This is a genomic window from Spiroplasma endosymbiont of Monopis laevigella (genome assembly GCF_964019975.1).
In the GTDB taxonomy this organism is placed as follows: domain Bacteria; phylum Bacillota_I; class Bacilli_A; order Mycoplasmatales; family VBWQ01; genus Spiroplasma_E; species Spiroplasma_E ixodetis_A.
The window spans coordinates 304,760-329,035 of sequence record NZ_OZ026473.1; the positions used below are offsets into that span (position 1 = coordinate 304,760).

General features: G+C 23.4%; 28 protein-coding genes and 1 pseudogene. 24 read left to right on the forward strand and 5 right to left on the reverse strand.

The genetic code is table 4. The features are described from left to right. The first annotated feature begins 58 nt into the window (after positions 1-58). From AACK94_RS07430 to AACK94_RS01860, 7 genes and pseudogenes are all read left to right on the forward strand, one after another. The gene (locus AACK94_RS07430; protein ID WP_338978737.1) at positions 59-349 is read left to right on the forward strand and encodes a SemiSWEET family sugar transporter; all 291 of its coding nucleotides are present in this window, start codon (positions 59-61) and stop codon (positions 347-349) included. Then, positions 342-647 (forward strand): SemiSWEET family sugar transporter, encoded by a 306-nt coding sequence (locus AACK94_RS01835; protein WP_281748102.1) that lies wholly within the window; start codon positions 342-344, stop codon positions 645-647. Before AACK94_RS07430 ends, AACK94_RS01835 begins: the two co-directional genes overlap by 8 nt. Positions 648-689: 42 nt before the next feature. Next, on the forward strand, positions 690-1,403 hold the full coding sequence (gene plsY / locus AACK94_RS01840; protein WP_338975974.1) for a glycerol-3-phosphate 1-O-acyltransferase PlsY: 714 nt from the start codon (positions 690-692) through the stop codon (positions 1,401-1,403). A gap of 167 nt (positions 1,404-1,570) precedes the next feature. Further along, a complete protein-coding gene (rpsO, locus tag AACK94_RS01845) occupies positions 1,571-1,837 on the forward strand; it encodes a 30S ribosomal protein S15 (RefSeq protein ID WP_252319942.1) in 267 nt (88 codons plus the stop codon). A gap of 210 nt (positions 1,838-2,047) precedes the next feature. Beyond that, positions 2,048-2,317: a hypothetical protein gene (locus tag AACK94_RS01850; RefSeq protein WP_338975975.1), complete on the forward strand. Its 270-nt coding sequence runs from the start codon at positions 2,048-2,050 to the stop codon at positions 2,315-2,317. A 7-nt stretch (positions 2,318-2,324) separates the two neighbouring features. Then, positions 2,325-2,828 carry an ankyrin repeat domain-containing protein gene (locus AACK94_RS01855; RefSeq protein ID WP_338976310.1) on the forward strand — a complete coding sequence of 168 codons (504 nt, stop codon included), beginning with the start codon at positions 2,325-2,327 and terminating at the stop codon, positions 2,826-2,828. A 196-nt stretch (positions 2,829-3,024) separates the two neighbouring features. Next, positions 3,025-4,263 (forward strand): annotated as a pseudogene (locus tag AACK94_RS01860) (IS256 family transposase). 89 nt (positions 4,264-4,352) lie between these two features. Here AACK94_RS01860 and AACK94_RS01865 read toward each other — a convergent pair. From AACK94_RS01865 to AACK94_RS01875, 3 genes are all read right to left on the reverse strand, one after another. Beyond that, positions 4,353-4,589 (reverse strand): YneF family protein, encoded by a 237-nt coding sequence (locus AACK94_RS01865; RefSeq protein WP_281748271.1) that lies wholly within the window; start codon positions 4,587-4,589, stop codon positions 4,353-4,355. 13 nt (positions 4,590-4,602) lie between these two features. After that, positions 4,603-6,609, reverse strand: a complete 2,007-nt coding sequence (gene tkt, locus AACK94_RS01870) for a transketolase (protein WP_338975978.1) — start codon at positions 6,607-6,609, stop codon at positions 4,603-4,605. 229 nt (positions 6,610-6,838) lie between these two features. Continuing rightward, positions 6,839-8,002, reverse strand: a complete 1,164-nt coding sequence (locus AACK94_RS01875) for a hypothetical protein (RefSeq protein ID WP_338975979.1) — start codon at positions 8,000-8,002, stop codon at positions 6,839-6,841. 373 nt (positions 8,003-8,375) lie between these two features. Between AACK94_RS01875 and AACK94_RS01880 the strand changes: the two genes are divergently transcribed. Beyond that, entirely contained in the window at positions 8,376-9,662 is a 1,287-nt protein-coding gene (locus AACK94_RS01880; protein ID WP_338975980.1) for a hypothetical protein, read from the forward strand. Positions 9,663-9,759: 97 nt separating this feature from the next. Here the strand turns inward: AACK94_RS01880 and AACK94_RS01885 are convergent, their stop codons facing one another. Next, complete coding sequence (locus AACK94_RS01885) at positions 9,760-10,056, reverse strand: hypothetical protein (RefSeq protein ID WP_338975981.1); 297 nt, start codon at positions 10,054-10,056, stop codon at positions 9,760-9,762. Between the two features lie 73 nt (positions 10,057-10,129). Further along, entirely contained in the window at positions 10,130-11,047 is a 918-nt protein-coding gene (locus AACK94_RS01890) for a hypothetical protein (RefSeq protein ID WP_338975982.1), read from the reverse strand. 857 nt (positions 11,048-11,904) lie between these two features. On the opposite strand from AACK94_RS01890, the gene AACK94_RS01895 reads away from it, so the two are divergent. The 16 genes from AACK94_RS01895 to AACK94_RS01970 all read left to right on the forward strand — a co-directional run bounded on the left by AACK94_RS01895 (position 11,905) and on the right by AACK94_RS01970 (position 24,274). Next, complete coding sequence (locus tag AACK94_RS01895; RefSeq protein WP_338975225.1) at positions 11,905-12,417, forward strand: hypothetical protein; 513 nt, start codon at positions 11,905-11,907, stop codon at positions 12,415-12,417. A 207-nt stretch (positions 12,418-12,624) separates the two neighbouring features. Then, positions 12,625-12,786: a hypothetical protein gene (locus AACK94_RS01900; RefSeq protein WP_338975984.1), complete on the forward strand. Its 162-nt coding sequence runs from the start codon at positions 12,625-12,627 to the stop codon at positions 12,784-12,786. A gap of 8 nt (positions 12,787-12,794) precedes the next feature. Next, entirely contained in the window at positions 12,795-13,268 is a 474-nt protein-coding gene (locus AACK94_RS01905) for a hypothetical protein (protein ID WP_338975223.1), read from the forward strand. Next, on the forward strand, positions 13,222-13,515 hold the full coding sequence (locus AACK94_RS01910; protein WP_338975222.1) for a hypothetical protein: 294 nt from the start codon (positions 13,222-13,224) through the stop codon (positions 13,513-13,515). The genes AACK94_RS01905 and AACK94_RS01910 overlap by 47 nt, the downstream gene beginning before the upstream one ends. A gap of 3 nt (positions 13,516-13,518) precedes the next feature. After that, entirely contained in the window at positions 13,519-13,677 is a 159-nt protein-coding gene (locus tag AACK94_RS01915; protein WP_174480528.1) for a hypothetical protein, read from the forward strand. A gap of 137 nt (positions 13,678-13,814) precedes the next feature. Beyond that, complete coding sequence (locus AACK94_RS01920; protein ID WP_338975561.1) at positions 13,815-14,126, forward strand: hypothetical protein; 312 nt, start codon at positions 13,815-13,817, stop codon at positions 14,124-14,126. Next, positions 14,119-14,394 carry a hypothetical protein gene (locus tag AACK94_RS01925; protein ID WP_338975564.1) on the forward strand — a complete coding sequence of 92 codons (276 nt, stop codon included), beginning with the start codon at positions 14,119-14,121 and terminating at the stop codon, positions 14,392-14,394. Before AACK94_RS01920 ends, AACK94_RS01925 begins: the two co-directional genes overlap by 8 nt. Continuing rightward, entirely contained in the window at positions 14,363-15,124 is a 762-nt protein-coding gene (locus tag AACK94_RS01930; protein ID WP_338975559.1) for a hypothetical protein, read from the forward strand. Before AACK94_RS01925 ends, AACK94_RS01930 begins: the two co-directional genes overlap by 32 nt. A 16-nt stretch (positions 15,125-15,140) precedes the next feature. Beyond that, positions 15,141-15,299, forward strand: a complete 159-nt coding sequence (locus AACK94_RS01935; RefSeq protein WP_174480523.1) for a hypothetical protein — start codon at positions 15,141-15,143, stop codon at positions 15,297-15,299. Between the two features lie 34 nt (positions 15,300-15,333). Continuing rightward, positions 15,334-15,513 (forward strand): hypothetical protein, encoded by a 180-nt coding sequence (locus AACK94_RS01940; protein WP_338975558.1) that lies wholly within the window; start codon positions 15,334-15,336, stop codon positions 15,511-15,513. Positions 15,514-15,526: 13 nt separating this feature from the next. Beyond that, entirely contained in the window at positions 15,527-15,904 is a 378-nt protein-coding gene (locus tag AACK94_RS01945) for a hypothetical protein (RefSeq protein WP_338975557.1), read from the forward strand. 17 nt (positions 15,905-15,921) lie between these two features. Beyond that, the gene (locus AACK94_RS01950; protein WP_338975556.1) at positions 15,922-17,106 is read left to right on the forward strand and encodes a hypothetical protein; all 1,185 of its coding nucleotides are present in this window, start codon (positions 15,922-15,924) and stop codon (positions 17,104-17,106) included. Between the two features lie 14 nt (positions 17,107-17,120). After that, entirely contained in the window at positions 17,121-18,839 is a 1,719-nt protein-coding gene (locus AACK94_RS01955) for a hypothetical protein (protein ID WP_338975985.1), read from the forward strand. Between the two features lie 3 nt (positions 18,840-18,842). Next, positions 18,843-20,921 (forward strand): hypothetical protein, encoded by a 2,079-nt coding sequence (locus AACK94_RS01960; protein ID WP_338975986.1) that lies wholly within the window; start codon positions 18,843-18,845, stop codon positions 20,919-20,921. A 145-nt stretch (positions 20,922-21,066) separates the two neighbouring features. After that, a complete protein-coding gene (locus tag AACK94_RS01965; RefSeq protein WP_338975553.1) occupies positions 21,067-22,308 on the forward strand; it encodes a hypothetical protein in 1,242 nt (413 codons plus the stop codon). Further along, positions 22,259-24,274, forward strand: coding sequence for a hypothetical protein (locus tag AACK94_RS01970; RefSeq protein WP_338975552.1), 2,016 nt, complete (start codon positions 22,259-22,261; stop codon positions 24,272-24,274). Before AACK94_RS01965 ends, AACK94_RS01970 begins: the two co-directional genes overlap by 50 nt. Positions 24,275-24,276: the final 2 nt, after the last annotated feature.

Here is a 24,276-nt window from a genome sequence, read left to right on the forward strand (position 1 = left end):
TTTCACAATATTTTATTATAATTACTATGATAAATTAAATTAATTAAAAGGAGAAAAAATGAACATTTTTATAGAAATATTGGGGTATCTTGCAGCCATTTGTATTCCTTTGGCATTCTTACCACAAACTATTAAACTAATTAAAACAAGAAATACTTCAGGTCTTTCTATTTTTTCATATAGTATCTATCAACTGGGAGGTCTTACTTTTTTAATATTTGGCATACTTCGTAATGATATTCCCATGATTACTTGTCAAACTATTACTGCTATACTAAATTTCATAATAATTGGGATTATTGTTAACAATTTAATTAAACAAAAAAATAAGGAGGAAAAAAATGTCTAATATTGCAATTGATATTATTGGATATATAGGTGCCTTTTTTATTTCGGTTGCCTTTTTACCACAAACTATTAAACTAATTAAAACTAAAAACACAAAAGGTTTATCGTTAATTTCTTATAGCATATATCAAATAGGATTAACTTCATTCATAATTTATGCTAGTTTAATTAAAAACATTCCCTTACTAGCAGCAAATGCCTTTGGCACAGTTATTAATATCATATTATTAACATTAATAATTTATAATTTATATTATAATAATAAAGATAAAAAGAACAATTTAACTTCCAAAAAATAAAATTTTTATTAACATAATACTTGCACAAGAATGGAGAAAAAAATGGAACATATTAATCTATTAGGAACTTTTATTTTTATTATCATTGGTTATTTAATTGGCTCAATCTCACCTTCAATTATTATTAGTAAAATAAAATTTAAAACCGATGTTAGAGATTATTACTCTAAAAATGCTGGTGCTACTAATTCAACACGAGTTATGGGTGGTAAATGAGGAGCTATTATTTTAATTATTGACGGTTTTAAGCCCGCTATTCCTATTTTAATTGCATACGGTTTAACCTTTATCAATATTACTAATCCTAATTATGAAACAATGTTTAAACAAGCATATATTTATCCAACTGGTCTTGCTGCAATTATTGGTCACTGTTGACCACTATTTTATGGTTTTCGTGGTGGTAAAGGAGCTGCATCTTCATTAGGAGTACTATTAATGATTAATCCTATTTATTGCGTTATCACAATTGCTAGTTGATGATTTATTTTATATTTAAGTAGAATGTCATCTTTATCTTCAATGTTAATGATGATACTTGCTTTTATCTTATCATGAATACCGAATATGCCACTGCATGCTTTTCTTTCCCAACAAGACACTCAATACTATATTGTTAATATAATTATGGCTCTAATTTGAATATTAATTATTATTCGTCATTGAGATAATTGTAAAAGAATTCTTAATCATACTGAACGTAAAGTGACTATTTTTGATAAAAAAAATAAAAAAGCAAATGAAGAAAAAAAATAAAAAATAATCTCTTTATACAAAATTAATAAAAATATTTTTTTAAAAAATGCTTGTTTTATGTTTAAAATTAATGTAGTATTATAACCGTGTTGACTTAACATTGTTAATATTCTCTCCGATATTAGCTTTGCTTAAGCCGAATTATATTTAAAGGAGAGTTGTCAAATATGGAACAAATTAAACAAGATGAATTGATTAAAAAATTTCGCTTAAATGCCAAAGATACTGGTTCTTCTGCAGTTCAAATTATTAATTTAACAAAAAGAATTTTAGAATTAACAGCCCATCTACAAGTACAAAAAAAAGATATTACTGCAAAACGAAGTTTGTTAAAAATGGTAGCAAGCAGAAAACGCTTCTTAAAATACTTTAAAAAACAAGATGTTGCTACATACAATAAATTATTAACAGCACTATCACTAAAAGATAACTAATATTAAATCAGTATTTACTTATTAATACTGATTTTTTTTATATACATCTAAATAATATTAAACATAGAAATAAATTTACAAATGATTTAAACGATAATAAAATTAATACTAAAAGTGTTATAATATAATTATTAATTATTATATGTTTCTAACCCATTTATTTTTCACCAAAATAAATGGGTTTTTGATTTCAAAAGGAGGAACAAAATAATGAATGATAAAGATATTAATGGTGAAAAAATAATATCAGTTATTTTAAATTCTGTCACTTCATATCAAAATATTACATATTTTAATTATTGGGATTATATAATTAAAGAAGAAAAAATTAGTTCTGAAATAAAAAAAGAGATCAATAATTTAATAGAAAAAAATGCTAATCTAAATTATACAAACGAAAATGGTGATAGTCCTTTAATATTAGCAAGTCACTATTATCAACTTATCAAGTCACTATTATCAACTTATAGATTCCATTAAAATTTTAATAGAAAATGGCGCTAATATCAACCACGCAAACCAAAATGGTGATACAGCCTTGCATTTAGCTGCTAAAAATGGACTAGCACAAATAGTTAATACTTTACTAATAAATAATGCAAATATTCATTTCATAAATCAAAATGGTGATACGGCTTTGACAATCATTATTAATAATAGTTTATTTTATGATAAAAACATAAAAAATATATTAGAAAACATATTTTATCAAGAATATGAAGAATATATTACAAATAAGGCGAAAGTAGAAATTATTAAATATAGGCCAGAATTTTCAAATAACTCATTATTTCATGATATTAAAGATAATATATTAATACATTTAAATACAAATAATTCAGTAAAAAATATAAAAGAAAATTTAATATTAATTGGATTAAAAATCAATAAGAAAAAAATTTTAAAAATTGAACAAAGAATAAAGAAAATATTTAAATGTAACATTAATAAATTAAATACTAATCAAAAAAAAATGACAGAAAAAAATTAAACAAGAATTAAAAGAAGAAAATTATCCACAAAATAAGCCATCAACAAGCGGATATATAAAACATTAAATTTATCACAAATATAATGAATAAAAATAAGTTACGGAAATGTTTAGTAATCTGTGTAACTTACAAAAATAACTATGTTTAATTAATTCTAGTAAATATAATTAAATGACTAGAAAGAGTGAGTTACAGATGGCTAAAAAAGATAACTTTAATAATAATGATCCAATATCAAAAGCAGTAGATTTATTACTAGAAAATACTGAAGATTTAACAACAGTTTTTAAACCTGGCGGTTTATATAAAGAATTAACAAAAAGATTAGTTGAAAAAATGTTGAATTCTGAAATGCAAAATTATTTAGGATATGAAAAAAATCAACATAGTACTACTGAAAATGCTCGTAATGGTACAAGTTCAAAAAAATTAATAACTCAACAAGGTAAAATTGAAATTGATGTACCAAGAGATCGCAATAGTAATTTTACTCCTGTAATAGTTCCTAAAAGGCAAAGAAGATTTGATGGTTTTGATCAACAAGTTCTTTCCTTGTATGCAAAAGGAATGACATTATCTGGCATTAGAATGCAGTTGCAAGAGTTATATCATGGTGCTGATATTAGTGAAAGTGTTATTAGTCAAATTACTGATGATGTTATTGATGATGTTAAAGCATGACAAAATCGACCATTAGAAAGTATTTATCCTATTGTTTATTTTGATTGTATAGTAGTTAAAGTACGACAAGATAAACGGATTATTAACAAATCAGTTTATATAGCATTAGGAGTTGATTTAGAAGGCAAAAAAGATGTTTTAGGATTATGAATTAGTGAAAATGAAGGTTCTAAATTTTGATTAGCAAATTTAACATAAATGAAAAATCATGGCTTAAATGATATTCTTATTGCTTGTAGTGATAATTTAACAGGCATGTCAGAAGCAATACAATCAGTTTATCTTAAAACAGAACATCAATTATGCATTGTTCATCAAATTAGAAATAGTTTAAAATATGTTTCATACAAACATCGAAAAGGTCTAGTTGCAGATTTAAAACCAATTTATAGTGCATGTAGTGAAGAACAAACAATGCAAGCTTTAGAATCATTTGAAAATAAGTGAAATAAACAATATCCTCAAATTGCTAAATCTTGATATAAAAATTGAGATAATTTAATGGTTTTTATTAGTTATCCTGCAGAAATTAAAAGAGTGATTTATACAAAAAATGCTATTGAATCTGTAAATAGTCAATTACGAAAAGTTATCAGAAATAAAAAAGTTTTTCCTAATGATATGGCAGTTTTCAAAATATTTTACTTGGCAATTGAAAATATAACAAAAAAATGAACATTGCCTATTCAAAATTGAAATACAGCAATTGCTCATTTTATGATAAAATTTGAAGACAGAATTAATCTAAATTAGTAACTTTGTAAAACAAAGATACACAGATTATTAAAAAGCCTCATAGTTACCATTATGGTAACTATTTTACAATTTATATTTAATAAAAATTATCGTTTTTTAATAGTACTTTGTTGACGTTTCATTGCTTGCATTACTGATTTAATTTGAGATTCAGTAGGTTTACGCCCCATTTGTAAATACATTGCACGAATCATATTTTCATTAATAGGAGGATTTTTCTGTAATTGTTTTTCGAAAATCTTCTTAGTAACAATAAAACCAACTAATCCACCAATTAACGCACTAGCAATGCCAATGATTAATACTGCTCACCAAACCATCATTATTAATTTCTCCTTACTTACTGTTTAAAAACTTATTAATTTTATCACACACTTGATTTGATGTAAAGCCATATTTTTCTAGTACTACCTTATCAGGAGCAGAAATACCAAAAGTACTTACGCCAATAACAAAGCCATTACCTGCAACATATTTATATCAACTATCTTTAGAACCCATTTCAATAGCAACTTTTATAATATCATTAGGTAAAATTTTATTTTGATATGTTTTATCTTGTTTATCAAAAATAAAAGTAGAAGGCATTGAAACTACACGAACATTAAGTTTTTGATCGTTTCATAGTTGTTCTTGACTAGCAATAGCCAACGAAACTTCACTACCGGTAGCAATAATAATTAAATCTAAAGCTTTACTACTCTTCTCTTTACTAATAATATAAGCACCTTTTTGAACTGCCTCAATATTACTATTTGCAAGTTGTGGTAAATTTTGTCTAGTAATAATAATAGCACTAGGGTTAGTTTTGCTAGATAATGCGATTAAATATGCACCAATTGTTTCTTTTGTATCAGCGGGGCGAATTACATTAAAATTAGGAATAGTTCTTAACATTGTTAGTTGTTCAACTGGTTCATGGGTAGGACCATCTTCGCCAACTGCGATACTATCATGACTAAAAATAAACAAAGATGGAATTGACATTAAAGCTGCTAATCGTAATGCAGGCTTTAGATAATCACTAAACACAAGAAAAGTAGAACCAAAAGGAATTGTGCCTTGATGTAACGTCATACCGTTAACAATAGCGCCCATTGCAAATTCTCTTACTCCATAATGAATATGTCTTCCTGAATGATCAAGAGGTAAAAAGTCTTTATCTGTTACTAATGCTTTAGTTGAGCCAGCTAAATCAGCACTACCACCAATTAATGTTGGACAATGAGCTGATAAAAGTTTTAAAATATTACCAGAGTCTACTCTTGTTGCTTGTGGATTTACTCCAATAATTGAAGTTCAATCAATTTTATTTAATTGATAATCTTCATTAAAAATTTCATTTTTCAATGCTGATTTAATTTCATTATACAATTTTGGATATAATTTTGCATATTTTTCAACTTTTTGATTTCAAACTAATTCTATTTTAGAACCATGATTAAGTGCTGTTTGTGTGAAGTAAGTACTTACTTCTTTTGGAACAGTAAATTCAGGATATTCTCAGTTTAAATTTTTAGCAACTGTTTTAATATCTTCCATTAAAGGAGAGCCATGAACACTGGGTGTTCCTTGTTTACTAGCCCCATAACCAATTATAGTTTTAATTTCAATTAAAGTTGGTTTATCACTAAGTTTTGCTTTTTTAATAGCTTCAGAAATAAGTTTATCATCTTCACCATCTTCAACTTTTAAATAATTTCACTCTAATGCTTGAAGACGCATTTTTAAATTTTCTGAATATACTAATTTAACAGATGAATCTAATTGAACATCATTTGAATCATATAAAATAATTAGTTTATTTAATTTAAAATGTCCAGCAAAACTAAGTGCTTCTTGCGCAATACCTTCTTGTAAATCACCATCACCACAAATTGCATATGTATAATGATCAATAATATTAAGATCTTTTTGATTATATTTAGCACCAAGAAAACTCTCAGTAAGCACCATTCCAACAGCATTAGCGATACCCTGACCTAATGGCCCAGTAGCCGTCTCTACTCCATAGTCTAAATGATATTCGGGATGACCGGGTGTATTACTATTTAATTGACGGAATTGTTTTATATCATTGATTGTATATTTATAACCAGCATGATGTAATATTGAATATAATAAAGCACTACCATGACCTGCTGATAAAACAAATCGATCACGATTAAATCATTTTGGATTTTTTGGATTAAAAGATAAATGATTTTTGAATAAAGAAAAAGTCATTGGTGAAGCACCTAAAACAATACCAGGATGGCCACTTTTAGCAGCATTAACTGCTTGTACTCCTAACATACGAATTGAATTAATAGTTAATTTATCTAAATTAATTTTATTTTCCATAATTTCTCCTTAAATTTTTAATAGTTATTATTTAATATAATATTAACAATATTCTTAATAAAATAAGTAATTTTTTAAAAATAATTAAAAAAGTATAAATAAGAATGACAAAAATATAATTTTATTTTAACTAATTTGAATCTTTGAACAAATTAAAAAAGAAAAGATCACCCCAAGATAAAAAAAATAATATTTCATCTTAAATAAGATAACTCTTTTCTTAATATTTTTACATTTGTGATGTTCTTGGTTTATTTAAATTTGTTAATGGTGCGTTTGTTGAGTCATTGTTTACTTGTTGTTTATTAAAAGCTTTTCCAGATGATTTTGAAAATAATGTTGGATTTGTTTTTGACTTTTTACTACATGATTCTGATATTTTTTTTCATTTTTTACTAATTTCTAATTCAATTTTCTTATTTTTATTAATTTTTCCAAAAGTTACTAATTTAATAAATAAATTTTTAAATTTATTTATTTTTTGTTGTTCTAAAACTTTAATTTCTTCTATTTCAGTTTTTTTGATTACTTGCATTAAATTTGATTGTCTTTTTGCTGATTTTTCAAGTTCTTCTTGTTCTTCTAAATATAAACCAATTGCTTTATTATTTCTTTCTTGTCTTTTTAATGATAAAGCTTCTAATGCAATCGCTCTATCAATATCTTCTTGCTCTTGTTCTACATTAAATTGGTCTTGCAATGACAATGCAATTGCTCTATCAATATCTTCTTGCTCTTGTTCTACATTAAATTGGTCTTGCAATGACAATGCAATCGCTCTATCAATATCTTCTCTTTCTTTCTCAGATACTTCTTCTGATTGTAATGTTTTATAAGGTTCATCAACAACTACAAAACCAAATTCATCATCTTCATTGGTTGCTTGTAAATCTAAACTACTTTCATAAAGAGATGGTGAAATGGTTGGTTCGGAAATTATTGCCTTTTCTTGATGATTATTATTTGTATGTTGAATTTGACGTTGAACAATCTTACTTCCTTTGGGTCTTACTCCTTGTTTTAGTATTTCCTCTTCAGTAACTAATTTTACTTCTGTCTCTACTTTAAATGTTTGTGATGAGGGAATTGATGTTTCTTTAAATTCTTTTACTATTATGTCAGATTGTTTTTCTTTTTCTAACGATAATTTTTTTGCCAGTTCCACTTGTTCTTCTTCTGATAATCTCATGATTTCATCAATAAGACCTGGATCAATTGCAAGTTGTTCCATTTGTTCAAGTGTGAATGTTCTCATTTGTTCCATTGTAAATACTGGTGTTTGTTTTTTATCAATCGCTTCTCTTTGCTCTTTTGTCAATGAACGGATTTGTTGTGTTGTGAATGCAAATGTTGGCGATAATTTTAATTTTCTAATATAAGTTTCAGCTGCCATTATTTCTTCTTCCTTTCTAAAAATAAAAAAACCCATTTATTTTAAAATTAAAATAAGAGGATTAAAAAACTTTATATTCTTTTGTAGAATATTATCATAATAATAATATTTTTCCAATAAATTCGTATTATTTTTTTTCATTGAGTTATAAATAAATATTATAACTTAAAAAAGGACTTATTTAATATGCAAATTATTAATATTGAAACATATTGTAAAGTACGTTTAATACACATTATTTATTTAAGTTTTTTTTGCTAATTTCAAATAAAATGTTTATAATTAAATCAACACTTTTTAATGACTAAAGTGTTATAAAATATATATTTATTAATTTTTTAAATAATTATTTAAAAAATAGAGGTATAAAATTATGAATAAATATTTAATTTTTTTAAGTGTGATACCACCTTTAACTTTTTTAGGAAACAATATTAATAATATAAATATTGAAAATACTGTACTAATAAATCAATTAGAAGAAAATAATGCTTCATTCAATAACCAATTTAACTATTTAAGCAATAGTGAGTTAATTACTAATCAATCAATAACAGATCATAAATTTTATAGTTATGATACATTATCTTTAGCAAAATACACTTTTCCTAAAGCAAGGAATACTTTTTTAGTAGATAACTATGGTAACCTAGTTTATAACCCTAATATAAATATTCCTGATAAAGATAAAGTAAATATTGAAAATACAAAACAAGAAATGAACAGCCACAAAAAAGTAACTATTATTAAAGATGATTATAATCCATATAGTAAAAGTGAATATTCTGATTCATACTTTACTGGTTATAATAATTGAAAATATATTCAACAAGGTGATATTGAAAAACATATTGATATTTCTAATCAAGTAGGTGCTGATAAAGTTGAACATAGCAATAATCTAAATGAAACACTAGGTTTATATTATATTGCTAAAGCAACACATGATAATAAAATTAGTAAGACAATAGCTAATAACTTAGCAATGTATTTTATTAATCAAACTAGTTTAAAAGGGCAAATTAACAATCAATTAACTAGTAACATTATTAATTTAATTATTGATAATCAAAATGTTTATAATTTTTTGAATAAATCACCACTAACATTAACTACTAAAAACTATTCATTAAATTGAATTTTTGATAAAAGTAATAATCTAGTTGCTATTTATTATAATAATTGAAAAAACACTAATAATATTATTAATGATAAAATAAATTATTCTTTTTCAGATTGACATAATGGAACATCAATCGCTACTGATAATTCTAATATTTATAATATTCTTAAGTGAAGCAATTATGCAAGAGACTGAAATACCTTCAGTAATATGTATCAAACTTTTTGTTTTATTAATTCATATTTCAAAGTATCAACTTCAACAGGAATTGAAAGTAGTCCAACACTATCAACTAATACTGCAAAAATTGAACAATATAAAAAACACGGTAATGCTAATGTTCTTTTTATTGCTTATATTAATACTAAAGATGGTGGAGGATGAGGAACAGAAATTGCTCTTAACTTAGATCTTTGACATGATAATGATAATATTTACTTTCAATGGTATTGTTTTTTAAATTCTTCATTTGGTCGTATGACATATGTTAACATTGCATTAAACAACATAAATTTTGATAACATAATGAACAATTAATAACTTTATTTACAATTTTTAATTAATAAACAAAATTAATAATAAGGACAAAGTTTATTTTGTCCTTATTATGATTATAAAGATATATTTTTTATTATTATAATAATTTAAGTAAATCTATTCGAAAAAATTTATCTAATTTTTCTCATCCAAGATCACGATTTTGTTCAGGAGTCATTATTCAACGACCAAAAGCTTCTGGAAATAAGTCAATATATGATGTTCTTCCATATCAACTTCTAACAATACCATAACTTAAAAGTTTTTGATAAGATTTATTATTAATCTTAGTTCCTTTTGCTAATGATGAAATCATATATTTTCTTGCATCAAAATTATTATTTTGTTTATTACGAATTAAAGAATCCAAAATATGACCATATTCATGTACCATAACTTCCATTCCATACTTTATATCTCTAAAAATATCTGTATCAAGTATTATTTTAGTATTACACATATTATTATTACAAGAACCAAAATATGCTTCTCCTGACATATTTATTTTTAGACTGTTCTCACAATTTTTGATCTAATTCAATTTTTTCTAACATTTTAAAAACATTATTTTTTCCATATAATTGAGCTAAAATATTATAAAAACGACATATTGCTGTTTTTAATTCATCAATGTTTGCATTTATATGATAATTACTAATTGTTTTAATAAATGATTCAAAATCAATTTTGCCATCAAATAAAAGATGATGATCATTAAATTGTTTTTTTAAATCTTCAAAATTTTCAAAATTATCATTATTATTTTCCAACTTTTTAAAAGCATTATTTGATTCTTCATTTGCTTTAAATTTAACTTGTTCATTTAAAATATTAATAAAATCATTTACAGCAAGTAAATTTTTAAATTCATTATCATTTAAAATATCATTTTTTCCAAATAAAATTTCTTGATGATGTTGATAAGAATAAGTAGGAACTTGTTCATCTCTTATATTCAAATCAGGAACAATATAATCTAACGTTACAAAAGATCTATTAGGACTATATTTAAGCTTTACTGTTCCAATATAAATATCTTCATTTATTGAAGTAATTATTGCTTGATTTTGGTTATTAACAATTTTAATTTCCAAACTAGTTACATCTATATTATATTTATTACTAAAAATATCTATAATTTCTTTTTTTACTTTTTCATCATCATTTATAGCAGTTATGTTTTGTCCAATATAAATTTTACCTAAATTTCTTTTTCCTTTAGGAAAAATTATTTCTAAGTTTTTTTTCTTTTCAATTTCAATTTCTTCTTCAATATTTTCTTCCATTTCAGAATTATATAAAATACCAGTAGTTGCACCACTAATTAAAACCGCAGAACTAATTATTCCGGCAATAATTTTTGAATTTTTATTTTTTTTAGACATATAATACTCCTCCATATTTTGATTTCAGAAATAAGTTCTTTATATTCTTGCCTTTGATATCAATAGATATAGACTAGTATTGTTTTTATTTATAATTTGTTTTATTAACAATTAAGATGAAAATTGTTTTAGATTTCTAAAACAATCAGTAAAAATTTGGGAGCGTACCGAAGATGTCGATAACTAAAAAGTTTTAAAAATAGCTCCTTTCTTTTTTAAATCCTTAAATTAAAAATAAATGACAAAAGATGAGAATAAAAATCTTGTCTTTTTTTGTAATTGTAAAATTTTAAAATTTTTAATAACCCTCTTTAACGCTATTATCAACACGTGTTAGGGAACTAAAAAAGTGAACTACAACACAGTTGTTAAAAATAGTAGCTAGCATGTGGACTTGCATGGATAAATAAAAAGTGGAGTGATACCTAATAAAATATACTAACCATTTAATGGTAATTCTTGGGGTGGGAGCGGATTGGAAACTAGTATATATAGACCTGCTTAGGGAACCTACTATATTAATTCTATTCTTTATTTAACCAACCTTGCCACTCACCAGTGAGCAAGTGTTGGTTTTATTTTTTATTTTTTTTGAAAAATTTTTGGGCGAGAAAATAAATTTCAAACTTGTAAAAAAAATTGAGCGGTGCCGGTTCAATTAAAATATTAATTTGCTAAATGCAAATTAAATAAATATTGAATCGAATGCCTCAATGTTTTTTAAAATTTCACAATTTATTTTTGAGCCCAGAATTTCTGGAATGAATAAAACTAATAATAGTATTATTAATAATTTAAAAATCAAAATATATGTCCTTTATGCTAGAAGCAACAGGACATATTAGGAAAGGATTATTATGCAAATAGAATTTAAAAAAGAACAAATTGTTAAAGATAAACCACAATCTATTCTTATTGATTATGTTGAATATAAATTATCACTTCCAAAATGAATGATTAAAAATAATTCTTTTATTGTTGATAATAATTACACATATTGGGTTTTTAATTCTGAAAATATTAAAAGAGAATTAAATGGTGATGAATTAACAAAATTATTAGAACCATATATTTCTGAACAGAAAATAACTGTTAATAAACCAGAAACACCCAAAGAATATTATCTTAATGATATAAAACTTGAACCATTAACATTTTATGAACAGCATAATAGTTGATTTATTGGTGAAATAACTGATAGTAAAACAAAGATTACTAATCCTTGTTTTAAATATAATGTTACATGAGAAGAAAACAGAAAAGGTTTTAAACTAAATAATCCATATAACCATAATGATTTGTCAATTAATTATATAGTCACTTCTTATAAACATATTTTAACTCATAATGAAAAGATATTTTATTTATAAAGAAAAAAACTATGAATAATAAAAATAAAAAATGTGAATTAAGAGTTTGTATGGATAAAGTTTGAAAAGAATGTATTAATAATTCTACTAAAACTATTAAATATAAAAATTGACCAATACCTTATTTAATATGTGACAGTTGTTATAACAAAATACCTAAATACCTTAAACAAACAGCAAAAATAATTGAAAAGGATGATTTACATAATGGAAAAAAAGATTATTGAATATAAAGTAGGATTAATCAAACAAATTGATAGTTTACAAAAAAATAATTTAGTTTGTGGACATAAAGAGTTTATCGAAGAATGTAAATATTGCTGAATTAATTGTGATTTAGAAATTATTAAAACAATTGTTAGAGGTTAATTTGATTAATGCAATATGACTTAATTATTGGAATTGACCCTGCTGGTATTGGTAGTAATGGAATTATTATATACTCAAATGAAACTAATAATATTGTTTTTAATGAAACATTTAAAACTAAAACAGTTTTAAAAAGCAAAAATCTATTTAAAGAATACTTTTTATTAATTAAAAAACATTTTGATAATAAAAAAATATTAGTTATTGTAGAAAATTTCTTTTTAAATTCAAAACAATTATTAACAAATCCATTAGCAACTCCTAAAATTATTGGTGCTTTAATAGTATTAGCAGAAGATGTTATGAATTGAGATTATTTAGAAAGTGAACCAAAAAATAAAAACAAAATAGAAAATTATAAAGGAAATATAAAATTAACAAAACATGAACAAGATGCATATAAGCATATTAAATATTATTTAAGGAATTATAAAAATGAAAGAGAAAGCCAATTATGTCAAATTAACAGTAAAACTGAGTAACACTATTGAAACAAAATATTACGAAAAAGGTAATAAAGAATTATATTATAGTGTTCGAGGTCAATGAAATGGATTAAACTATGTTACTTTAATTTTTAACAACCCAAAATTTTATAGACGCTGTATTTTATTAAACAAAAACGATGAAATTATTGTAACTGGTCAAATTTTTAACACTTTAAATATTCCTAAAAATCGTGCATTTTGTTCAATAAATGTTAAATGATTTAAAAAATGAAAAGAGTAAAAAATGATATTATGAAAAATTTTATTAATAGTACCAATATTAATAACAAGCATAACACTAATAATATTTTTAATATTTATTAGTAAAGAATTAAAAAATGAATATAAAGTATTAAAAATATTAAGTGAAATTGCTAATCAAATTGAAAATAAGGAGAAATAATATGAAATATGAAGATAAATGTTCTATGTACAATAAAGTAAAAGAAAACTTTTTATCCAATACCTGTAATAGTTGTTGATTAGAATCAGTTAATAAATGAAATAGAAGAAGTTGAAGAAATTTAGGAAACATTGATAATGAATAAAGAAAATATACCATGTTGTTTTAGTGAAGTTAATGAACTTGGTAAACATATAACAAATTGTAATAATTTACCAACAAAATTAGATAAAGATAATGTTCAAGTAAGATATTTTTGTGATAAACATATGATAAAAGTTGAAAATATAAGAAGAAAAATTGCCCAAAAATATATTAATGAATATAAAGAAAAATTAATTTTAGATATCGATGAAATTATAAATGATAAAAATCCACATAGAACTTATACAGAATATGTCTTTTCTTTAAAAGAAAGAATTGAAAATGGAGAATTTGATAATGATTAAATTAAAAGATTTATTTGGTGAAGATAAAATAGAAATATTTTCACCAAATCCCAAAGATTTAACAGATAGTAATGATATAAAAGCATTGATTTTATGAAAATATCCCAATGTTATTGCTAAATATTTAATTGTTTCTCAACCACATGCTAATACTGCAATTTTAGTTGGAGATAACTTTAATTATCAAGGTTGAATAGAAGTTTTTATTAAACAGAAAGTAGAAGAAGTAGAAGAAAATGCCAAATGACATAACTGTACAATCAAGTAATTACAATTTATTAAAATTAATAAGAACTGGAGCAAGTCCATTATTTGGTATGATAGGAACTTCTGCATACTATGGTCAACTTATTGGTAATCCAATATTAGGTAGTATAAATGCTTTATTATTTTCTAAAAAATTAGGAATTGATATATGAAATTTAAATCAAATGCCAAATTTAAAAAGTAAACTATTAAATTCAAGTAAAAAAATAGCATTAGGATTAGGAACAATTGGTTTAGCAAATTATAGTAAATTTACTGAAACAATAAATCCTATCACCCCAACTACAACCACTACAGAAACTCCGCCATGACCAGCATTAACATTATCAGTAACTAATAATAATGTTAATGACCAATCTTTAATGGATTGAGATACTTATATATCTTTAAATTCATATGGTATTGCAAATTTGGTTGCTGGAATTACAGAATTAATACCAAGTAAATTTGAAACTATACGTAAAATAGCAAATATGGCAACTGGTGGTTGTTTGATTAGTAGTGGTGTTGCTATGGGTATTAATAATGATTTTATGAATGCTTATGCAGTTCCGACTATTATTGCTGGTGCATCTGAAATTATCCATAATTTACTACCAATGGAAACAACTAATCATGTTGAAGAAATGCAAGAAACAACATTTACTAGTGAAAATGCAAGATTAATTAATGATGTTGTAGATAGAATATCACCAGTATATAGACCAACTACATATTATGACAGTTTATAAAGGAGGTGAGTAATTTATGAATAAAGAAAAATTAATTGAATATTATAATCACGAAATAAAAATACATAAAGAAAGGATGGAACAATTAAATAAAGAAATTTCTTTATTAGTAACTATTATAAGTAATTATCAGTCAATGGTTGAAAGAATTAATGGTGGTCAATTTGACGAATAATTAAAAAATAAATAATTGAAAGGAAAATATTGAAATGAAAGAATTATTGCATGAATTAATCATTATTGGAACAAGTGTAGGAACATTAATTTGCAGAGAATTAATTGTTTGATTTAAACGATTTATTACAACTCCAAAACATGTTCGAGCAAATAATAAAGTAATAAAACATAAAAAAAAATTAGCAAAATTAAATGAAAAAATTAATAAATAAAGGTGTAATGTAAATGTTAGAAAATGAAACTAATGTTCAAGAAACAACTGAACCTTTAACTGAAAATAATGATTTGCAAAAAGAACAAGAAACTAAGATTGTTGAATTAGAAAATAAGTTAAATAAACTTAATGAAGAAATTAAAGAAAAAGAAATGCTTAATATATTTAAAAAATATCAAGTTAAAAAAGAATTTTATGATTTTTTAAAATTTAAAACAAGTAATATAGAAAATTCAAAAGTAGAAGACACTATTAAAAAAATGATTAAAGAACAACCAGTATTTAAAGAACCAATTAATACAGGTGGTAAACAAGAAACAATATTAACAAATCAATCGAATTCAATAAAAAGTAGTTTATTGGATTATAAAAAGAAAAATAATTTATAACAGAAAGGAAAATAAAAATGGCAATTAATATTCAAACAAACTTAAATAATACAGAAAAACTAGTTGAAGCACCAGAATTTATTGAATTTTTCAAACAATCAAATAGTCCATGAGCAAACTTTTTTCCTATTGAAATAGTTAATTCTACTAAAATAGAATTTATTATTAAAGTTCCGAAAGACCCATCAATTAAAGTTATTGCATGAAATGATAAAAGTCAAAGAATAGATGTAACTTATGCACAAACTGATACTATTCCAAAAATAATTGAAAAATTATATGTTGCTGGTGAAACTATTGCAGCAGTTGACTTAAATGCTGAAAATGGACAAAATTTATTAGAAAGTATGCAATATGAAGTCGCTAATGATTTAGCAGATAAATTAGCAACTGATGATATACAAGTAATTAGCGATAACGGAACTAAAGTAATAATTAGTGACACATCACCAACAGGGCATATACAGGCAATGTTATCTGCTTGAAATACTTTATTTCAATTAAGAAATAGTGCAAATTGTCGTTTCTTTATTACAAATAATCTTTATGATACTATTGTTTATTTGGCTAATAATAAAGGTTTAATTACAGATAACCAAATTGCTCAACAACTAAGATTAAATGGTAATGATTTATATATAAAAGGTGTATTATGTCAAATTGTAATGGATGATTATATGACATTTACTGATAGTGAAAATAAAAAACAAATTATACCTTTTATTTTAGCAACACCAAGAGCAATGAAAAGATATATGTTACAACAAACAATTGTTTATGTTCAAGAAATTGCTGATGGCAAACTTGGTAGAGCATATAAAGTTGGTGGTGAAGTACTAGGTCAATCAATTCCTTATATGTCAAAAAAAGAAACAACATCACGTTGAATGCTATGTGGAATTATTACTAAAACAGATTTAAGTAGTAAACTTACAATTTTAACAACTGATATTACTGCTAATACGAATAGAAAAAATCAATTACTAGATACAGCAATAAAAAATGCAAGAGAAATTACTGGTTTGAATCCAGCATTAGATTTAGTACATGCAAATATTAAATATTTTAGTGATGCACAAGGCAAAACTGATGTAAGTAATCAAAATCAAAAAGCAGGAGATTTATATGTAATTATTACTGCAGATATTAATGATGCAAATTATCAAGGTTCAACAAATCCTATAAAAATAACTCTTAAATAAAGGAAATTAATATCATGCCAATCGGTACAACTAGTACAGCAATACTTTTAAACATAAATAAACCAAAACATACTAGAATAAGTAAACAACAAGAAAATAAAAGTTTTTGATGAGAAATTTTAGAAATGATTGGTGTACAAGTTATAGCAGTAGCACTTGCTCCTTTTACTGGTGGATTAAGTGAAAGTGTAGCCCTTGGATTAGGTGCAAGTGATTTAATTGCTAGTATTAGTGCTGTTGGTGTAGAATTTTTAACTGATTTTACTATTAATCAAGTTTATGATTATTTAAAAGGAAATGTAACACCATTAAATACTTTTTTTAATATATTACCAGCATTTGCTGGACTTAATAAAATTAGTCGTGGTTATCGTACAACTAAATTTATTAAGTTAGCACAAAAAACTAAAACATTAGAACAAGTTGGTATTAAAGAAGCAAAAAACTTACAAGAAATTATTAGTCAAGTAAGTGGAAAAGAAATTTTAACAGATAAAATTATTGGTAATAAACGTTATTTAATGAAGTATAGTTTTACTCCTAATCGTGAAACAGTATTACGAGATTTAGGATATGTTGCTGAAAGACAATATAAGAATAATTTTCAAAAACTAGAAACAGAAAAATTAATGGAACACTTATTATTACAAAATACATTAATAAAATTAAGTCCACAATTAACTCCTAAATTTAAAATTAAAGATATTGAAAAAGCAAATAACTTTTTAAAAAAATTTAATACTGATTTAAAAGAAGTATTAAAAATGAATCAACATGATTGATTAAATTTAGTTCATACAATACATACAGAAAATAGATATGGAAAAACTTTAATTTTAGATTTACAAAAAATTCGTGCTAATGCTATTAAATTTAATTTTAAAAATAATGTTATTCATCAACTTGTTTTAAAAGCAAATCAAACTTTTAAATATTTTGATATTAGATTTTATTTAAAAAAAGGTTTAAATAAATTTTGAAAAGATACACCATATTTTGAAAAAATACGAGAAAGTATATATAAATTACAAGAAAAATTTGAAAAGTTAGAAAAACAAGTATTTGAAAAAATTCAGAAATTAAAAGAAAAAGCAACTGATTTATTTACTAGTGCAGAAAAAAGAGCAATTAAACACGCACAATTAATTCCATTAAATTCACCAGTATTTATGGGTTGTAAAATTCAACCTTTGTCATTAGATAAATGTGCAATTACTATTTATCATCGCAATCCTAAATATAACCCAATTACAGTTGTTGATAGTATTCTTAAAGCAAAAACTTTTGTTACTCAAATACATCCATTCCATTGATATCGTTGATATAGTGGTTGATACATTGGTTATGGAGTTAATCAAAATAAATGATTAAAAGCAATAGCATTTGCTCCACCAGTGGTGCAACAAGTAATTAGAGATAGTTTTAAAGTATATAGAGAAATATTTAGAACTATTAGAACTTATCATAAAGTAGTAAATGTTATTAATAATCCTATTGAAAATATTAACAAATCATTTAAAAATGTTGGTTTAAAATTTAGTGTTAATACTTTATTTGGTACTGGATTATTACATCATTTAGAAAAGTTTGCATATAGTCAAGTTGTAACAAAAAGTAAGAAAAAAATAAAAAAAGGTAAAAATAAAATACAAAAAGAAATTGAACATATAACACATAAAAAAACAAAAAAACATACTCATCATTATAAACAAGCATTTTTTAAGGAATGATAAATTATGATTAATAAACTTTGAACTGATGTCAGTCTTGAAAATTATAATAACTGATATCCATTAACTGGAAAAATTACAGAAACTCCACAACAATATATACAAACATGATCAAATATTAATGATTGATTTATAACTTTTGCTATTCGCGCGCAAAATGATATTAATGCTTATCTTGATTTTATTTTATCTAAATTTCCTTTTGATAGTTTTAAAGATGAATTAATTAAAGAAACATTAAGAGATATGGTTTATGTTATGGTTGAACATTGAGTATTTAATCGTACACCAATTGAATTTAATGTTGATGCTACTATTCAATTTAATAATGGTAATCAATTTAGTGCAAATAGTACTCCTACAATTAATGTTTGAGATTTAGCACCTAGTAGAATGAAAATATGAGCAAGATTAACAGAATTAAAACAAATATTTTCAAGTTATAATAATGATGAAATAGATGTTGAAAAAATTGACTTAAAAGCATTTTATACTAGAAATCAAGTTGATGAATTAATTAAAGAACAAAAAGAATTTACATTATTAAAACAAATTAAATTATATGATGATTTAGTTGATGATAATGAAAATGAAATATATAGAGGTCCTATTAGTAAATTTGTTAATAAAGGTTATGTTGCAACTGGTTATGATAAAGAAACTGAAACAATGATTTTAGATTGACCAGATGAAATTGGAACATTACCACCAGAAGCATTACAAAATAATCCGCAAATTGGTGATTTTACTCATGCACCAACTTGTGATTTTTCTGCTAAACAACAAAAACGAATTACTACTAATGAAAATGAAATTACCAAATTAAATAGTGAATTAACTAAAACAAATGAAAACATTGATGATATCAAAAATAATTGATTTAATATTGAAACTAGTCCTTTATGAAAAAAAGTTGAAAATAATAATATAGAAATGTTGAAATGATATTTTATTAAAATCAGTTATCACTATTCAACAGAAAATAACTTTATGAAATTTTATAAAATAATTAAAATTTATTTAAATAATATTTTTCATGAATTTGAATTGTTAAATGTTGATTCCATGACTTATAAAGAACAAATACAAAATGAAAATATTTTAAATATTGGAACTATTTACTATGACAATAGAAATAAAAAATTTAGTGGTGGAGGTAATTCCTATCCTGAACGTGGAAAAATTAATTTAATTGGTGATATACAAGAAATATATCAATATCAAGGAATAGATACACCAACTGAATTTATAACAGAAGAAAGTACTGAACATGATTATTACACAAAACTAGAAACTAATAATTTATTAGATAAAAAGCAAAATATCAATGATGATGCTTTACAAACAGTTTCTAAACAAATAGTTCCTGCAATTAATGAAATCAATAATAAAATTCCTAATTTATCTGATTATTATAAAAAAGAAGAAGTAGATAAAAAATTAGAAGATGTAAAATCACAATTTCCTATTGCATTTCAAATAAATGCTATTAGTGCAGAAATTCCTAATTTAGAAACTACTGATAAAACTATTGCCGGTGCTATTAATGAATTAAAAGAAAAAATAAAAGATAAAAAATTTTCAAATGATTATTTTAAATATAATACTGAAACAAATGAAATTGCATTAAATGATGAAGAAAATTCATTACTTTGTAAAGATTTATTAGAAAATAATGAATATAAATTATTAAAAACTCAAAATAAAAAATTATTACAAGCAATTAATGAAATATTAGAAAAACAACCACAACCCAGTCCAAGTGGTTCAAATTGAAAAGAAGTAGGTAAAGTCGTAGTAGATAAAAATAATATTACACATATAGAATATATATTTAAAGATAAAACACATTATAGAATATATTATAGTTTTGGTGATTATACTAGTAAAGAAAATAATAAAAATTATAGTTGACAAATAATTAATTTTTATTATCAATTAGATACAAATGTTTTAAAAAGTAGTTTATGAATATCAAATAATAATGTTAATGCGGATACTGAAATTAATATTTATAATAATAGAATAATGTGGGGTATGGGTAGAGATTATATTTTTAAAAAATTAGAAGAATTACAGGAATAATATTATGTTTTTTAAAATTATAAAAATTATTTTAGGTTTAATAGGAGTAATTTTATCATCAGCAACAGCAGGTTTAATTATATTTATTATTATAAAAATTGTATTAAAAATTAATCAAATATTTTAAAAAAAGGTGGTGAATATTATGTTAAGTCTATTTAAAAGAAAAGAAAAAAGTAATATTAGTGATAATCAAAATGAAAAAGTAAAATTTTTAACTAATAAAAATAAAAGTACTCATGCTTCAATTTTAAATTATTTTGGTTTTAATGATTTTAACCATGAAACTTATTTCACTGATTTTGTAGCAGAAAATAATGCTAATTTATATAATGCTCCATTAGATATTAATAATGAAACTATTAAACAATATTTAATTCAACAAGAATTTTACAGAAAAAATTGAAATTCAATTTTTAAATTAAGTAAATTAGGAATTAGTGCTTATTTAATTTATATTGCTAATGATGACTTATATTTTCAAGTAGTAGATATACAACAAAGAGTTTATGATATTACTGGTAAATTAATTGAATGTACTATTTTTTATGATAGTTATGAACAAAATGCACAAATGGTAAGATTATTTGAAGTTTATACATTAAATAATGAACAAATAACTATTAATCGTGCAATTTATAGTATTAGTGATAATAAAAAACAATTTCCATTAGATTTTAAATCATTCATTAATAACCCTAATTTAGCACAAGAACAAACACTAAATATTAACTATATACCAATAGCAATTATGAGAAATAAAGCAAATGAGCTAGCAGATTGTAATAAAGTAATGGATAAAATTAAAGCATTAGATGTTATTTATGAACAAATTGTTTTAGATACTATTTTAAACTCACCTAAATTTATATTTAGTCAAACTTATGGCAATGTTCAATCTTTAATAGAAGACGCAGTAAGAACATTAGTTACTAAAAATTACATATTTAAAAGCGGTGGAGATAATAATGAACAAAACGAAAATATCAATATGACAAATAGTAATTTTAAAGGTAAAAATTTAACTGATATATATGATTGAAATGTTAATGAAATATTTAAACGTTGTGGTATTCATATACCAAGTCAAAAGAAATCAGCACAACAATCAGTTCCCGAAAGTACAGCAGTAAATATTTCAACTATTAATTATATTGAACAAAAATTATGACAATTTAATATTGATATTCTTAAATTTATTCAAATATTAGTAAGTGTAGATAAAGATTTATTAAATAGTAAAACATTTAATATTAATGATGATCAAGAAATTAATAATTTAACAGTTAAATTAAAATTATTTAATCCCGAAAATAACCAATTAATAGGAGAGAACAATGGAAAACAACAACAAACCACAAACGAAATTTCCACAGAAACAAACTAAACTTAATCAAGCAGAAGTAGAAAATGATTATTTAATTGATAACATTCCTTATGACTTTACTAATATGATGCGTGCTACTAGTGACCCAGATATTAATAGAGCATATGATGAATTTAAAAAAAGAACGATATATATTTATGAAATTGAACGTTTATTTAAAAATAATGAAAATAATAGTTTAAAATTTTCAGCAAATACTATTAAAATAGGTTTTATTGATATTGATAAAGTATTAAAAACTACTGCTGTTGAAACATCTGATTTTACTATGCAATTAAATCAAAGAGCAAGTACTAATATTAATGATAATACAATTGAATATAGTATGACTGATATTAAAAATTTAATATTTCAAGAAATAAATTTATTAAATCAATTTAAGTTATGTGCCGTTAGTATAAATGAACCTTTAACTGAAAATAATATTGATAATTTATATATAATTAATAATTATTCACAACCTTATCAAAATCCAAAAACTAGAAGTACTAAAAGTATAACTATTATTAAAATTAAAGATTTTAAAACAAGAGATGGTTATCCAATCATTATTAAATTACAAAAACCATTAGATAAAGATACAAAAGTTACTGGTTTAAAAATTAAAGCCCCTAGAAGCATGATTTTTGGCAATATAAAGGTACTTGGTGAAGTTGACAATATGGAAGTATACCCAAAGTTATTTGTTAAAAATAAGATAGCATTTCCGCTGTTATCAATGCCTATTGAAACTCAACCAAAAGTTAGAATTTTACAACAATGATTTAGTGAGCAAATATTACCTTGAAATTTAGCAAAACAATTTATCGGACAAGAAAAATCAGTTTTAGATTTAATTAAAATTAGTAGTGGTTCTGTAACAAGAAGAGAAGTTATTAATAATGCAAGAATAACTCATGCTTGATTAGGATATGAGTTTAGTAATGTTTTAGGTGGTAAATGACCATTAAAAAGTCAAAAAGAATTAAAGGATAAAGAAGTTTGAGATTTTGTAGGTGAAAGTCAATTTTATAGTTATATTGCAACTAATAATAAATTTAATGATATTGAAATTGAAATTAAAGATGCACCAACTATTGATAGCTTACAACAATTATTATTAGATATGCTAAGTTATACCTATAATTATAATCGTAATTTTGATGGCGCAGATTATGATGATAAAAATGAAATAGCAAAATTACGTGATAAATTCTCAGGTCAAAAACCTGATGAAGTTATTACTAATTTATTTAGAAAATGAGAACTTGATTATCCAAATTACATAAATTTGCAACAAGTTAAAATATTTAAACAAGTATTTATTATGTTATCAAAGTATATTTATTCAACATTATCAATAAATAAAGGTCTAAATGATGATAATAAAATTTTATTACCTTATTATTTTGAATTAAAATCAAATCCTATACATTCTAATAAGGATAATAGTTGAAAATATAAAGATGTAAAAGTAATACTAAAATCTGAATATTTTGATTTTACAGATATGAATAATATTAAATTAAAAAATAATGATATTAGTCAAAATGAATTATTTAAACTTGATGATAATCAATTTAATTGATTATCTATTACAAATGAATTAGAAAGCAATAATATTCCGTCATTAATTCCAGCAGATTGAACATTAGGAAATGGCGAATATGGAAAATACTTTACAAGAGTAATTATTAGTAACAATAAAATTGAGAATGCTTTAAATTTATATGGTTCAAATAAATCTCAATTATTTTCTAAATTAGAATTTTATGAAGAGATATTACAAATTGATAATAAAAATGAATTTGAATTGCAAATTAAAAATCCAATTAATAATTTAAATCGGATTGAAATTAGTGGAATATTTGGTGCTGGTAATTATTATTTAATTTTAATAACTGACAAACAAGAAATAAACTTAACTAATATTAATTTATTTGACAAATATAATGAAAATATTTCTTATATTAATTTAGAAATTTAAAT